Annotated in this window: 13 protein-coding genes; 8 read left to right on the top strand and 5 right to left on the bottom strand. The window is 71.1% G+C overall.

Going from position 1 to position 14,402, the window contains the following annotated elements; genetic code table 11:
* Nucleotides 1-76: 76 nt before the first annotated feature.
* Nucleotides 77-1,078, top strand: a complete 1,002-nt coding sequence (locus BMX97_RS07215) for a 4-hydroxyproline epimerase (protein ID WP_091747358.1) — start codon at nt 77-79, stop codon at nt 1,076-1,078.
* Nucleotides 1,079-1,094: 16 nt separating this feature from the next.
* On the opposite strand, the gene modA is transcribed toward BMX97_RS07215, so the two are convergent.
* Nucleotides 1,095-1,883, bottom strand: coding sequence for a molybdate ABC transporter substrate-binding protein (modA, locus tag BMX97_RS07210; RefSeq protein ID WP_091747954.1), 789 nt, complete (start codon nt 1,881-1,883; stop codon nt 1,095-1,097).
* Between the two features lie 204 nt (nt 1,884-2,087).
* Between modA and BMX97_RS07205 the strand changes: the two genes are divergently transcribed.
* The 4 genes from BMX97_RS07205 to BMX97_RS07190 are packed head-to-tail and all read left to right on the top strand — an operon-like array spanning nt 2,088 to nt 5,487.
* Nucleotides 2,088-2,879: a glutathione S-transferase family protein gene (locus BMX97_RS07205; protein ID WP_091747355.1), complete on the top strand. Its 792-nt coding sequence runs from the start codon at nt 2,088-2,090 to the stop codon at nt 2,877-2,879.
* Between the two features lie 50 nt (nt 2,880-2,929).
* On the top strand, nt 2,930-3,529 hold the full coding sequence (locus BMX97_RS07200; RefSeq protein WP_091747352.1) for a TRAP transporter small permease: 600 nt from the start codon (nt 2,930-2,932) through the stop codon (nt 3,527-3,529).
* Entirely contained in the window at nt 3,526-4,851 is a 1,326-nt protein-coding gene (locus BMX97_RS07195) for a TRAP transporter large permease (protein WP_091747349.1), read from the top strand. The genes BMX97_RS07200 and BMX97_RS07195 overlap by 4 nt, the downstream gene beginning before the upstream one ends.
* A 57-nt stretch (nt 4,852-4,908) precedes the next feature.
* The gene (locus BMX97_RS07190) at nt 4,909-5,487 is read left to right on the top strand and encodes an NADPH-dependent FMN reductase (RefSeq protein ID WP_091747347.1); all 579 of its coding nucleotides are present in this window, start codon (nt 4,909-4,911) and stop codon (nt 5,485-5,487) included.
* Between the two features lie 158 nt (nt 5,488-5,645).
* Here BMX97_RS07190 and BMX97_RS07185 read toward each other — a convergent pair whose 3' ends face one another.
* The 4 genes from BMX97_RS07185 to pcaF all read right to left on the bottom strand — a co-directional run bounded on the left by BMX97_RS07185 (nt 5,646) and on the right by pcaF (nt 9,246).
* The gene (locus BMX97_RS07185; RefSeq protein ID WP_348273115.1) at nt 5,646-6,572 is read right to left on the bottom strand and encodes an SIS domain-containing protein; all 927 of its coding nucleotides are present in this window, start codon (nt 6,570-6,572) and stop codon (nt 5,646-5,648) included.
* Complete coding sequence (locus BMX97_RS34325; protein ID WP_348273114.1) at nt 6,542-6,712, bottom strand: hypothetical protein; 171 nt, start codon at nt 6,710-6,712, stop codon at nt 6,542-6,544. The genes BMX97_RS07185 and BMX97_RS34325 overlap by 31 nt, the downstream gene beginning before the upstream one ends.
* A 77-nt stretch (nt 6,713-6,789) precedes the next feature.
* On the bottom strand, nt 6,790-7,743 hold the full coding sequence (locus BMX97_RS07180) for a helix-turn-helix transcriptional regulator (protein ID WP_091747344.1): 954 nt from the start codon (nt 7,741-7,743) through the stop codon (nt 6,790-6,792).
* Between the two features lie 297 nt (nt 7,744-8,040).
* The gene (pcaF, locus tag BMX97_RS07175; protein ID WP_177202156.1) at nt 8,041-9,246 is read right to left on the bottom strand and encodes a 3-oxoadipyl-CoA thiolase; all 1,206 of its coding nucleotides are present in this window, start codon (nt 9,244-9,246) and stop codon (nt 8,041-8,043) included.
* A gap of 152 nt (nt 9,247-9,398) precedes the next feature.
* On the opposite strand from pcaF, the gene BMX97_RS07170 reads away from it, so the two are divergent.
* The 3 genes from BMX97_RS07170 (at nt 9,399) to BMX97_RS07160 (ending at nt 14,380) form a co-directional block, all read left to right on the top strand.
* Entirely contained in the window at nt 9,399-9,773 is a 375-nt protein-coding gene (locus BMX97_RS07170; RefSeq protein WP_091747339.1) for a hypothetical protein, read from the top strand.
* 220 nt (nt 9,774-9,993) lie between these two features.
* The gene (locus BMX97_RS07165; protein WP_091747951.1) at nt 9,994-11,187 is read left to right on the top strand and encodes an efflux RND transporter periplasmic adaptor subunit; all 1,194 of its coding nucleotides are present in this window, start codon (nt 9,994-9,996) and stop codon (nt 11,185-11,187) included.
* Between the two features lie 13 nt (nt 11,188-11,200).
* Nucleotides 11,201-14,380: an efflux RND transporter permease subunit gene (locus BMX97_RS07160; RefSeq protein WP_091747336.1), complete on the top strand. Its 3,180-nt coding sequence runs from the start codon at nt 11,201-11,203 to the stop codon at nt 14,378-14,380.
* Nucleotides 14,381-14,402 lie beyond the last annotated feature (22 nt).

Raw genomic sequence — 14,402 nt, 5'->3', positions numbered from 1 at the left:
CCGCTAGGCCGCCGGGGCGATTTCTGCGACGAAGGAGCCTTCGCGCCTGGAGCCGAATCCCGGAGACCGCCCCGTCATGCACCCCCACACCTTCCTGTGCGTCGACGCCCATACCTGCGGCAACCCGGTGCGGGTGGTCGCCGGCGGGGCACCGGTCCTGCCCAACGTGTCGATGGGCGAGAAGCGGCAGATCTTCGTCGCCGAGCACGACTGGGTGCGCCGGGCCCTGATGTTCGAGCCGCGCGGCCACGACGCGATGTCGGGTTCGATCCTCTATCCGCCGTCGCGGGAGGATTGCGATCTCGGGGTCCTGTTCATCGAGGTCTCGGGCTGCCTGCCGATGTGCGGCCACGGCACGATCGGCACCGTCACGGTGGCGCTGGAGCAGGGCTTCGTCGTGCCCCGCACCGAGGGGCGCCTCGCCCTCGAGGTGCCGGCCGGCCGGATCGAGGTCGAGTACCGCCGCGACGGCCGCTTCGTCGAGGAGGTCCGCCTCTACAACATCCCGAGCTACCTGCACGCGGCGGACGTGCGGGTGGAGGTGCCGGGCCTCGGGCCGCTCACCGTCGACGTCTCGTACGGGGGCAACTTCTACGCCATCGTCGAGCCGCAACCGGGATGGGCCGGGCTCGACGGCACGACCTCGGCGGAGATCCTGACGCTGAGCCCGCTCGTGCGCCAGGCGGTGCAGAAGGCGGTGGCGCCGGTCCACCCGGAGGATCCGCGCATCCAGGGCCTCAGCCACGTCATGTGGGCCGACCGGGCCAAGCACCCGCAGGCGCACGCCCGCAACGCGGTGTTCTACGGCGACAAGGGCATCGACCGCTCGCCCTGCGGCACCGGCACCTCGGCCCGGATGGCGCAGAGGACCGCCAAGGGGCTCCTGAAGGTCGGCGACGACTTCGTGCACGAGAGCATCATCGGCACGCTGTTCCACGGCCGGGTCGAGGGAACCGCCGAGGTCGGCGGGCATGCCGCCATCCGCCCGAGCATCGGCGGCTGGGCCCGGGTGATCGGGCACAACACCATCCTGGTCGACGAGCGCGATCCCCTGGCCTTCGGCTTCCAGCTCGCGTGACCGCGCGCGGGGCGTCCTATTGCGACGCCCCCTCCCCGATCACCGTGAACCCCTGCGCCTCGAAGAAGCGCCGGGCGGCCTTGCTGCGCAGGTAGCCGAGGAAGCGCGCGCCGCCCTCGCCCTTCGCCTCGGCGGTCACCGCGAAGGGGTAGATCACCGGCTTGTGGCTGTCCTTCGGGAACACGCCCACCACCTTCACGCCGGGATCCGACCGCGCATCGCTCTCGTAGACGACGCCGAGCGGCGCCTCGCCGCGCGAGACCAGCGCCAGGGCCGCCCGGACGTTGTCGGCCTGGGCGAGCCGCGGCTGGAGCTGCGTCCAGAGCCCAAGCGTCTCGAACGCCGCCTTGGCGTACTTGCCGATCGGCACCGAGCTGACCTCTCCCGTCGCGAGCCGCCCGTCGGGACCGAGCGCCCGGGCGAACCAGTCCGGCGTGAACGCGGCCTCGGCGACCGTCGCGTCCTTCGGCGCCACCACGACCAGGCGGTTGCCGAGGAGGTCCACCCGGGTCTCGGGCCGGATCAGCCTGCGGGCGGCGAGGTAGTCCATCCATTCGAGGTCGGCCGAGGCGAAGAGGTCGGCCGGCGCACCCTGCTCGATCTGGCGCGCCAGGGCCGATGAGGCGGCGTAGCTCGCCCGCACCGGGATGCCGCTCTCGGCCGTGAACGCCTTGCCGGCCTCGTCGAGGGCGTTCCTCAGGCTCGCCGCCGCGAACACCGTCATGGGCTCCGCCGCCGCGGCCGGGACGGCGGACGCGGCGACGAGGAGGAGGCAGGCGGCCCGGAGGGTGCGGGGAAGTCGCATGGAATCGTCCTCGGCGCGGTTCTCGTGCATCTCGGCCGGCGCGGCCACCCGGTCATATGCAGGCAAACCTGGCGCCGGCCAGCCCGGGCGGCGCCGTGTGTCCAAGTTTTTCCGCCTCGGCCGATCCCGTCTGCTTCACCTGCCACGCTGCCGTGTGCGAAGGTGGCGCAAACGAACGAAACGGCTCCGGGGGGAACCGACGTCATGCTGCTCTACGAGCACCCGCTCTCGTCCTATGCGCAGAAGGTCAAGATCGCCCTGCGCGAGAAGGGCGTGGCCTTCACCGCCGAACTGCCCGAGAGCTTCGGCACCGGCCGCAGCGACGGTCCCTTCGCGCAGGCCAACCCGCGCACCGAGGTGCCGGTGCTGGTCGACGGCGCGCTGAGCATCTTCGAATCGACCGTGATCCTCGAATACATCGAGGAGCGCTGGCCCGAGCCGGCCCTGCTGCCGCAAGACCCGGCAAAGCGCGCCCTCGCCCGCATGACCGAGGAGATCTGCGACACCCAGTACGAGGCGGTGAACTGGGGGTTCGGCGAGATCCTGTGGTTCCGCCGCGCCACCGGAGCGCTGGCCGAGCGCCTGCGGGCGGAGGCCGCGGCGCAGACGGCGGTGCTGCAGGACTGGCTCGCCGCCCGCCTCGGCGACGCGCCGTGGTTCGGGGGCGAGGTCTTCGGCTGGGCCGACGCGGCGGCGGCCCCGATGGTCAACCGTTCGGTCCATTACGGCCTAGGACCCGCCGACGGCAGCCCGCTCGGGCGCTGGCATGCCCGGATCCGCGAGCGCCCCTCGGTCGCCGAGACCTTCCGGGAGTTCGACGCGGCGGCGGCCCGGATGGCGGAGGCCTCCGAGCTCTACACCACCGGCGGGCGACGCCGGGAATACCGCGACCACCGCCTCGAATGGATGGTGAAGTCCGGCGGGGTCGAGGTCGTGCTGGCGGGCCTGCGCGACGGCAACATCCGCTTCCCCTGGCCGGGCGCCGGCCAGTCCTGACGCCCCGTCCCGCGCCGCTCCTCGCGCCCCTGCCGCCTCCGGGAGACCCCATGCACCCCCTGCGCATCCTCGACCGTCTCGAGGAGATCCTGATCGCGAGCCTGATGGCGGGCGCGACGCTGCTGATCTTCGTCGCGGTGGTCCACCGCTACGCCTCCGGCATCGACGCGCTGTATCCGATCACCACGGCGATCCACCTCTCCTGGGCCCAGGAGCTGTGCATCTACATGTTCGTCTGGATGGCGAAGTTCGGCGCCGCCTACGGGGTGCGCACCGGCATCCATGTCGGCGTCGACGTGGCGGTGAACCAGCTGCCTCCCGCCTGGCGCGACCGGATCGTGCTGTTCGGCCTGCTTTGCGGCGCGCTGTTCACGGTGATCGTCGGCACGATGGGCGCCCGCTTCGTCTACGGCCTCGTCGACACCGACCAGACCACGCCGGACCTCGAGATCCCGAGCTGGGTCGTCTACCTGGCGATCCCGCTCGGCTCCTACCTGATGTGCTTCCGCTTCCTGCAGGTCGCCTGGAGCTTCTGGCGCACCGGCGAGCTGCCCCACCACGATCCCGGCCACGTCGAGGGCGTGGTCGAGAGCCCGCACGCGGCGCAGGACCTGGCCGATGAAGCCCGCACCGGAGGCACCGCCCGATGAACGCCGCCATCATCTTCGGGCTGCTCATCGCCCTGATGCTCACCGGCATGCCGATCTCGATCGCGCTCGGCCTCTCGGTGCTCACCTTCCTGTTCACCATGACCACCGTGCCGATCGAGGCGGTGGCGCTCAAGCTGTTCACGGGAATCGAGAACTTCGAGATCATGGCGATCCCGTTCTTCATCCTGTCGGGCAACTTCCTCACCCATGGCGGCGTCGCCCGGCGGATGATCAACTTCGCGACCTCGATGGTCGGCCACTGGCACGGGGGCCTCGGGCTCGCCGGCGTCATGGCCTGCGCGCTGTTTGCCGCCATCTCGGGCTCGAGCCCGGCCACCGTCGTGGCGATCGGCTCGATCATCCTGCCCGCCATGGTGGCGCAGGGGTTCCCCAAGCGCTTCGGCGCCGGCGTCATCACCACCTCGGGGGCGCTCGGGATCCTGATCCCGCCCTCGATCGTCATGGTGATGTACTCGGTGGCCACCAGCGGCGCGGTGGTGACCGGGCCCGACGGCCAGCGCGTCTCCTCGGCGTCGATCTCGACCCTGTTCGTCGCAGGCGTGATCCCGGGCCTGATGCTGGCGGCGCTCCTCGGCTTCACCACCTGGTACCGGGCGCGCAAGTTCGGCTACCCACGGATGCCGAAGGCGAGCTGGCGCGAGCGCTGGGTCGCGTTCCGCAAGTCGGTCTGGGGCCTCCTGCTGATCGTGCTGGTGCTGGGCGGCATCTACAGCGGCGCCTTCACGCCGACCGAGGCGGCGGCGGTCAGCGCGGTCTACGCCTTCGTCATCGCGCTGTTCGTCTACCGCGACCTCACCTGGAAAGACGTGCCGCGGGTGCTGCTCGATTCGGCCAACATGAGCGCGATGCTGCTCTACATCATCACCAACGCGGTGCTGTTCTCGTTCCTGATGACGAGCGAGCAGATCCCGCAGGCGATGGCGAGCTGGATCACCGGGGCGGGCCTCAACTGGGTCGTCTTCCTGCTGATCGTCAACATCCTGCTGCTCGTCGCCGGCAACGTGATGGAGCCGTCCTCCATCGTGCTGATCATGGCGCCGATCCTGTTTCCGATCGCCGCCAAGCTCGGCATCGACCCGGTGCATTTCGGCATCATGATGGTGGTCAACATGGAGGTCGGCATGTGCCACCCGCCGGTCGGCCTCAACCTCTACGTGGCGTCCGGCATCACCCGCATGGGCATCACGGAGCTGACCATCGCGGTCTGGCCGTGGCTCCTCACGATGCTGATCTTCCTCGTGGTCGTCACCTACGTCCCGGCGATCTCGCTGTGGCTGCCGCGGATGCTCGGCATGATGTGAGATCCTGCCGAGACGGTGTAGGCTCCGGGGAGCGTTCTCGCTTCCCGGAGTCCCGCCATGTCGCTCGTGTTCCCGGTCGTCCTCGGTTCGGTGCGCCAGGGACGCAACGGCCTGCGCGCCGCCCGCTACCTCGTCCGGGCCCTCGAATCCCGCGGCCACGAGGCGCCGCTGGTCGACCCGGCCGAGCTCGGCCTGCCGCTCCTGGAGCGGATGTACAAGGAATACCCGAAGGGCGAGGCGCCGGAGCCGCTGGAGCGGCTCGCCGCCCTCCATCGCCGCGCGGACGGGCTCGTCGTCGTGTCGGCGGAGTACAACCACAGTATCCCGCCGGCCCTGTCGAACACCCTCGACCACTTCCTGGAAGAGTATTTCTGGAAGCCCTCGGCGATCGTCTGCTACTCGGCCGGCCGCTATGGCGGCGTGCGGGCGGCGATGCAGCTGCGCGCCATGCTGGGCGAGCTCGGCACCCCGAGCATCCCCTCGCTCCTGCCGATCCCCGAGGTGCACAAGGCCCTCGACGAGGACGGCCGCCCGCTCCAGCCGTGGCTGGAACGCCCGACCGGGCGCTTCCTCGACGAACTGACGTGGTACGCCGAGGCGTTGCGGGAGAAGCGGCGGGGTGGGGTGCCGTATTGAGGGGAGCGACGGTTGCGCGCGAGAACCCTCCCCCCTCTGCGGGGGAGGGTGGCCCCTGCGTCAGCAGGGGTCGGGAGAGGGGAACCACGCCGCCGGATAAAACGGAGCCGCTCTGAAGGGCGCCATACCAAGCAGCGTCGCGCTGCCCCTCTCCCGGCTCACTTCGTTCGCCACCCTCCCCCGCAGAGGGGGGAGGGTTCTTGGGTGGAAAGGGCGTCTTGGGGGGAGGGTTCTCGCGCACGGCCGTCGCTCCCGCACTGCGCCCCCGCCGTGACGTATGCCGGGCCCGACCTCGTCGAGTCCCGGATGACACGGCGCGCCGTCCAGGTGTGTGGCCGGCCGATGGCCTCAGACCACCCCGGCCCGAAGAATGTCGTGGATGTGCAGGATGCCGACCGGGCGCCCGCGATCCACGGCGACAGGGCGGTGATCTGGGTCCGGTTCATCAACTCCAGGGCGGCGCTGGCGAAGGTGCCGGGGGTGGTGGTGATCGGCTTTGGCGTCATGATCTCCTCGACGCGGCGGTCGAGGAGGTCGCCGTGGCCGACGCCCCGGCTCATGTGGCGGCGCATGTCGCCGTCGGTGAACATGCCGACGAGCCGACCGCCCTCGTCCACGATGCCGGCACAGCCGAAGCGCTTGCCCATCACGGCGATCAGCGCCTCGGAGACCCGGACCCCGCGGGGCTCCAGCGGCATCTCTTCGCCCGCGTGCATCAGCTGGGCCACGGTCTCGAGCCGGGCCGCGAGCGTGCTGTCGGGGTTGGAGGTCATGCCGATCAGCGTCACGGCGAAGCGCTTCGAGAAGCTGATCAGGTCGCCGAGTTCGGTCGTCTCGCCCGACCAGGACAGGGCGATGACGATGTCCTGCTGGGTGATCATGCCGAGGTCGCCGTGGCTGGCCTCGCTCGGATAAATGAACGAGGCCGCCGTGCCGGTCGAGGCGAGCGTCGAGGCGATCTTGCGGCCGATATGGCCGCTCTTGCCGATGCCCGACACGATCACCCGGCCCGGGATGTCGTGGATCGCCGCGACGGCGGCGCCGAACCCGGCCTTCAGCTCGTGGTCGAGGGCGCGGGCCAGCATCGGAGCGCCTCGGCCTCGGTGCGGATGCTGCGGGTGGCGGAGAAATGCGCCGCCTCGACCACCTGGCCCGCCGCGCTCTCCGGCGCGTCGTCGCTCCCGGCCCGGTTCGAGCTCTCCATCGTGCTCCACGACCCCGCCATGATCTCTCGTGCGTCACGGCGACCCTGTCGACTCGTTTGCGGCCAGAATGCCTGTGGCGGCCGGTCTCGCGGGCGCCTCAGATCCCGCGCCGCGCGGTCCCGCCGAGATAGCCCTCGACCAGGCCGGTCAGCTCGCCGGCGGTCTCGGCCACGGTGTGGTCGGCGGTGTCGATTACCGCCCGGGCACGGGCGTAGAGCGGCTCGCGGCTCATCAGCACCGCCCGGATCTCCCGCAGGGCGTTGTCGCTGTCGGGCATCCGGGCCTGGGCGAGGCCCTTGGCCGCCTGCTCGCGCACCCGGTGGATGTGCTCCTCGGGCCGCGCCTTGAGCCAGACGGTGAAGAACGAGGACAGCAGCAGGTCGTAGGTGACCGGCTCGGCGACGATGCCGCCGCCGGTCGCCAGCACCATCGGGCCCGGCCGCTCGGCGAGCTGGCGCAGGGCACCCTGCTCGAGCCGGCGATAGGTCTCCTGGCCGTAGATCGCGAAGATCTCCGCCACCGACAGGCCGTTCTCGCGCTCGATCTCGCGGTTGAGCTCGACGAACGTCCAGCCCATCCGCTCGGCGAGGATGCGCCCGAGGGTCGACTTGCCGGCCCCGCGCAGGCCGATGAGCGCCACGCGCTGCGTCGGGCCCTCCCCCGGGGCGGCCGCGCCCGACAGGACGCGCTTGGCCTCGGAGATCTGTTCGGCCCCCGCCTTCTCCAGGAGGTCGCGCACCACCGGCCAGTCCGGCGGGCTCTCGACCGCCGCGATCAGGTCCTCGAGCCGCACGCCCATCGCGATGGCGACGCGGCGCAACAGGATGATCGAGACGTTGCCCTGCCCGCCCTCGAGCTGCGCGATGTAGCGCTCGGACAGGCCGGAGGTCTGCGACAGCACCTTGCGCGACATCGCCCGCACGGCGCGCATGGTGCGCACCCGCTGGCCGAGGACGGTCAGGAACTCGGCCTCGGCGTCGCCCGCCTCGGGCTCGTCGGAGTCGGTGGCGGCCGCGTCGGGGCCGGAGCGCGATCCGGTTCTGTTCGGCATCGCGGACCTCACCGGGACCGGAGGGCGAAGCGTCGGCTTCGTCCGGGAGACGGGAGGGCGGGGCCGGGAAGGAGGATGTGGCGGCTCATGCGATCGTTGGCGCCCCGGCGGCGCACCAAGCAGGGCGCGGCGTCCGGGCGGTTCCTTGGGACAAGCGAGAACGCCCATGCTTATCCCATGCCGCCCGGCCCCGCCATGGTGCAGTGCGAGATGGGCGCCGGGATTTCGAGGGGGCGGTCCGCCCGTCCCGAGGGGCGGCGGGGCGGCCTGCGGCGCCCCGCCGCGGAGGACGGAAGGTCAGCCGACCCGTTCGACCGCCAGCGCGACGCCCTGGCCGACGCCGACGCACATCGTGGCGAGGCCGAGCCGGCCGCCGCTGCGGGCGAGCTGGAACGCGACGCTGCCGGCGATCCGCGCCCCCGACATGCCGAGCGGATGGCCGAGCGCGATGGCGCCGCCATGCGGGTTCACGTGGTCGGCGTCGTCCGGCAGGCCGAGGCCGCGCAGGCAGGCGAGCGCCTGCGAGGCGAAGGCCTCGTTGAGCTCGACCGCGTCGAAGTCGGACGGCTTGAGGCCGAGGCGCGCGCACAAGCGCTCGACGGCGGGGATCGGGCCGATACCCATCACGCGGGGCGGCACGCCGGCCGAGGCGAGGCCCAGCACACGGGCGATCGGAGTCAGGCCGTGGCGCTCGGCCGCCTCCCGGGTCGCCAGCACCAGGGCGGCGGCGCCGTCGTTGACGCCCGACGCGTTGCCGGCGGTCACCGTGCCGTCCTTCCTCACGAAGGGCTTCAGCTTGGCGAGGCCGTCCGCGGTGGTGTCGGCCCGGGGATGCTCGTCGCGCTCGACCTTGACGTGGCCGCCCTTGCGGTCGGGAATCTCGACCGCGACGATCTCTGCCGCGAAGGTGCCGTCGGCTTGCGCCCGGGTCGCCCGCTGTTGCGAGCGCAGCGCGAAGGCGTCCTGGTCCTCGCGGCCGATCCGGTAGTCCTCGGCGACGTTCTCGGCGGTCTCCGGCATCGAATCGACGCCGTACTGGTGCTTGAGGACCGGATTGACGAAGCGCCAGCCGATCGTGGTGTCGTGGATCTCGGCCTGGCGCTGGAACGCGCCCTCGCTCTTGCCCATCACGAAGGGCGCCCGGGTCATCGATTCGACGCCGCCCGCCACCGCGAGGTCGAGGTCGCCGGACCGGATCGCCCGCGCCGCCGCACCCACCGCGTCGAGGCCGGAGGCGCAGAGCCGGTTGAGCGTCAGGCCGGCCACCCGCTCGGGATAGTCGGCGAGCAGGAGCGCCATGCGGGCGACGTTGCGGTTGTCCTCGCCGGCCTGGTTGGCGCAGCCGAGAAACACTTCCTCGACAGCCTCCTTGAGCGAGGGGGTGCGGCGCGCGAGCTCGGCGAGCGGCACGGCGGCGAGGTCGTCGGCCCGCACGCGGGCGAGCGCGCCGCCGTAGCGGCCGATCGGCGTGCGCACGTAATCGCAGATGTAGACGTCCCGCACCGCGCTCATGGTCTCTCTCCCGGGTCGTGATTTCGAAAAAGCGGTACGGCGGCGCGCCGGATCGATCAAGCCCCCGTCGGGCCGGAGCCCGGGCCTGACAGAATGTCGCGGCATCTTGTGCGGTGCGGCCGGAACCCCCACTGTCTCGCTCTGTGACCGTTCGTCTCTGGACATCTCTCGCGCGTTGCTGCGCGACCGCCTTCCTCGGCCTCGGCCTCGCCCTCCTGGCGATGTCCGCGGCGGATGCCGCGGCCGGCCGCCCCGAGCCGGTCCTGCGCGCCAGCCACGGCGCCTCGCCGATGGCGGCGCTCCACGCGCATTGGGTGAAGAGCCCGGCCTGCACGCTCACGGCGAGTGGCGTCGACAATCCCCGCCCGGACGACGGCGGCGCGGCGAGCACGAACCTCGCCTGCCCGGCCGAGAACCCGGCGGCGGGTGCCGCCACGCTGCTGCCGCCGCGGCGCCTCGGCGCCCTGGTCCGGGCCCGCGCCGCCCTGCCCGAGCGCCCGCCGAAAGCCGGCGCCTGACGGGCCTCCTTCGTCTTCCTTAACGGAAGCCGATGCATCGTCACATCTCCGCCTCGGAATCTTGCGAGCCTGAGGCCCGCTGCCGCCGCCCGGCGGCCGCGCCGACGCGCGCATCCGAGGCTCGCGCCACCGCGAGCCCCGCCCGACCCTATGCCCGGACGCCCGGCGGCGCGACGCGCCCCGGCCGCTTCCGCAAACCGCGCAGGAAAGACCGCCCGTGATCCAAAGCCGCCGCCTCCTCCTCGGAGCGACCGCCCTCCTCCTCGGGCTCGCCGCCTGCAAGCCGGCCCAGCAGGCCGCCGCGCCCACGGCGCCGGCCGCGCCGCCGGAGGTCTCGATCGTGACGGTCAAGCACCAGCCGATTCCCTACGAGCGCGACCTGCCGGGCCGCGCCGCGCCGACCCGCATCGCCGAGGTTCGGGCCCGGGTCGCCGGCCTCGTCACCAAGCGCACCTTCGAGCAGGGCAGCCAGGTCAAGGAGGGCGACATCCTCTACAAGATCGACCCGATGCCGTTCCGCGCCGACCTCGCCAGCGCCGAGGCGGCGCTCGCCAAGGCCGAGGCCGCCCTCGTGCTGACCCGCCAGCAGGCCGAGCGCCTGGAGACCCTGCTGTCGCGCCAGACCGCGAGCCAGGCCCAGTACGACGCCGCCTTCGCGGCGCAGAAGCAGGCCGAGGCCGAGGTCGCCGGCGCCAAGGCGGCCCGCGACCGGGCCCAGCTCAACCTCGGCTACACGGACGTGCGGGCGCCGATCTCGGGCCGCATCGGCCGGGCGCTCGTCACCGAGGGCGCGCTCGTCGAGCAGGGCGGCGCCAGCAACTTGGCGACGATCCAGCAGCTCGACCCGATCTACGTCGACATCACCCAGTCGGTCGGCGAGTTGAACAAGCTGCGCCGGGATCTCGCCAGCGGCGAGCTCGACCGCCTCGCCGCCGACGTCGCGAGCGTGCGGGTCATCATGGACGACGGCTCGCTCTACCCCGAGCCCGGCCGCCTGCTCTTCTCCGACGTGACCGCCGATCCGAGCACCGGCCAGGTGACGCTGCGCGCCGTGGTGCCGAACCCCCACGGCGAGCTCTTCCCCGGCATGTATGTCCGCGCGCGCATCAAGCAGGGCATCGATTCCGACGCCATCGCGGTGCCGCAGCAGGCGGTCCACCGCTCCAACGACGGCCGCGCCCAGGTCTGGCTCGTCGGTCCCGACCAGAAGGTGATGCTCCAGCCGGTCGAGGTCGGCCCGGTGGTCGAGGGCCAGTGGGTGATCCGCGACGGGTTGAAGGAGGGCGACCGGGTCGTCGCCGAGGGCTTCCAGAAGATCGTCGCCGGCACCCAGGTAGCGGCGGTGCCGTTCGAGACCACCACGGTGGCGTCGGCGGGCTCGCACCCCGCCCCCGCCTCGACCGAACAGCGCTGAGGAGGACACCACCTTGGCGAGCTTCTTCATCGACCGGCCGATCTTCGCCTGGGTCGTCGCGCTGTTCATCTGCCTGGGCGGCGTGCTTACGATCCCGATGCTGCCGGTGGCGCAGTACCCGATCATCGCGCCGCCCTCGATCGCCCTCTCCACCGCCTTCCCGGGCGCCTCGGTGGAGGACCTCTATACCGGCACGACCCGCCTCATCGAGGATGAGCTGAACGGGGCGGCCAACATCCAGAGCTTCGAATCGGCGAGCGACTCGTTCGGCGTCGTCGAGATCACGGCGAACTTCGAGCCGGGCACCGATCCGGGCTATGCCGGCGTCGAGGTGCAGAACCGCCTCAAGCGCGTCGAGGCCCGCCTTCCCGCGGAGGTGCGCCAGCAGGGTATCCTGGTCGAGGAAGCCTCGGCCGCGACCCTCAACATCATCACGCTGGTCTCCAAGGACGGGTCGATGGACGAGGTCGCGCTCGGCGACTTCCTCATCCGCAACGTCATCAACGAGATCCGCCGCATCCCGGGCGTCGGGCGTGCCACCCTGTACTCGACCGAGCGCTCGTTGCGGGTCTGGATCGACCCCGACAAGCTGCGCGGCCTGTCGCTCAACGCCGCCGACGTGACCCAGGCGATCACCCGCCAGAACGTCCAGATCGCGTCGGGCGCCGTCGGCGCCCAGCCGAGCCCGGAGACCAACGCGGTCAACTACCCGATCACCGTCAAGGGCCAGATGCGGGCCCCTGAGGAGTTCGGCGCAGTGGTGCTGCGGGCCAATCCCGACGGCTCGACCGTGCGGCTGCGCGACGTCGCCCGAATCGAGCTCGGCGGCGAGGACTACAAGTTCACCACCCGCCTCAACGGCGGCCCGGCCGCCGGCATCTCGGTGACGCTCGCTCCCGACGGCAACGCGCTCGACACCGCCAAGGCGATCCGCGCCAAGATGGTCGAGCTGTCCCAGTTCTTCCCCGACACGGTGAAGTGGGACATCCCCTACGACATCACCCCGGCCGTCGAGGCCTCGATCGAGAAGGTGCTCCACACCCTCGTCGAGGCGGTGGTGCTGGTGTTCATCGTGATGTTCCTGTTCCTGCAGAACATCCGCTACACCCTGATCCCGACGATCGTGGTGCCGATCGCCTTGCTCGGCACCTGCACGATCATGCTGCTCGCCGGTTTCTCGATCAACGTCCTCACCATGTTCGGCATGGTGCTGGCGATCGGCATCCTGGTCGACGACGCCATCGTGGTCGTCGAGAACGTCGAGCGGATCATGTCCGAGGAAGGACTGTCTCCCAAGGAGGCGACCCGCAAGGCGATGACCCAGATCACCGGCGCGATCATCGGCATCACGCTGGTGCTCGTCGCGGTGTTCATCCCGATGGCGTTCTTCCCCGGCTCGGTCGGCATCATCTACCGCCAGTTCTCGATCGCGATGGTGACCTCGATCGCCTTCTCGGCCTTCCTGGCGCTGTCGCTGACCCCGGCGCTCTGCGCCACGCTGTTGAAGCCCGTCGAGGCCGGCCACGGCCACGCCAAGAAGGGTTTCTTCGGCTGGTTCAACCGCATCGTCGACCGCGAGACCGCACGCTACGGCCGCGGCGTCGCCTGGGCGGTGAAGAAGTCCGGCCGGATGATGGTGGTCTACCTGATCCTGGTCGCGGGCGTGGCCTACGCCTTCGCGCGCCTGCCGGAGGGCTTCCTGCCGGTCGAGGATCAGGGCTTCTTCACCGTCGACATCCAGACCCCGCCGGGCTCCTCTTTCAACCGCACGCTCGCCGCGGTGAAGAAGACCGAGGAGCACCTGCTGGCCCAGCCGGGCGTGGCGACCGTGACGATCGTCAACGGCTTCTCGTTCTCGGGGCAAGGCCAGATGACCTCGCAGGCCTTCGTGACGCTGAAGCCCTGGTCGGAGCGCGGCAAGGACCAGTCGGCGGCCGCCCTCGTCGCCGCCACCAACAAGGCGATGGCGAGCTACCGCGACGCGGTGATCCAGGCGCTGGAGCCGCCGCCGATCGACAACCTCGGCAACGCCTCCGGCTTCAGCTTCCGCCTCCAGGACCGGGCCCAGAAGGGCTACGCGGCCCTGATGGCGGCCCAGGAGCAGTTGCTGGCGCTCGCCCGCAAGAGCCCGATCCTCAAGAACGTCTACGTCGAGGGCTTGCCGCCCGCGCCGCAGGCGGAACTGGTGATCGACCGCGAGAAGGCGGCGGCGCTCGGCGTCAACTTCTCCGACATCAACGACACCATCCAGGTCAATCTCGGCTCGGTCTACACCAACGACTTCCCCAACCGGGGCAAGATGCAGCGGGTGATCGTCCAGGCCGACGACTCCCAGCGCCTCAACGCCACCGATCTGCTGAATTACGGCGTCAAGAATCAGCAGGGGACGATGGTGCCGATGTCGTCCTTCGCCAGCCTTAAGTGGAGCGTCGGCCCCGCCCAGATCATCGGCTTCAACGGCTACCAGTCGGTCCGCATCACCGGCGAGCCGGCGGCGGGCTTCACCTCGGGCGAGGCCATCGCCGAGATGGAGCGGCTGATGACGGAGTTGCCGAAGGGCTTCGGCTACACCTGGACCGGCCAGTCGCTTCAGGAGAAGCAGGCCGGCTCGCAGGCGACCCTGCTGCTCGCCCTCTCGGTGCTGATCGTGTTCCTGTGCCTCGCCGCGCTCTACGAGAGCTGGTCGATCCCGCTCGCGGTGATGCTGGTCATCCCGCTCGGCGTGATCGGCTCGGTCGCCGGCGTGCTCATCCGCGACATGCCGAACGACGTGTACTTCAAGATCGGCCTCATCACGATCATCGGCCTGTCGGCCAAGAACGCGATCCTGATCATCGAGTTCGCGCGGGAGCTCTGGAAGCCCGGTACCAAGCTGGTCCCGGCCACGGTCGAGGCCTCGCGCCTGCGCTTCCGCCCGATCGTGATGACCTCGCTCGCCTTCATCTTCGGCGTCGTGCCGCTCGCCATCGCGACCGGCGCGGCCTCGAAGAGCCAGCAGGCGATCGGCACCGGCGTGATGGGCGGGATGATCTCCGCCACCGTGCTGGCGGTGATCCTGGTCCCGGTGTTCTTCGTCGTCGCGATGCGGTTCTTCCAGAGGAAGCGCGTGCGCGAGGAGAACCTGGAGGCGGCACCCGGCGCCGTCCACGCGTCTGAGCCGGCCCGCGAGCCGGCCTCGGCCCACGGGCACTGACGGGCGCGCGACCGTCCGGCGC

Source organism: Methylobacterium sp. ap11, assembly GCF_900110515.1.
Taxonomy (GTDB): Bacteria; Pseudomonadota; Alphaproteobacteria; order Rhizobiales; family Beijerinckiaceae; genus Methylobacterium; species Methylobacterium ajmalii.
This window is presented reverse-complemented; position numbering and strand designations above follow the sequence as displayed.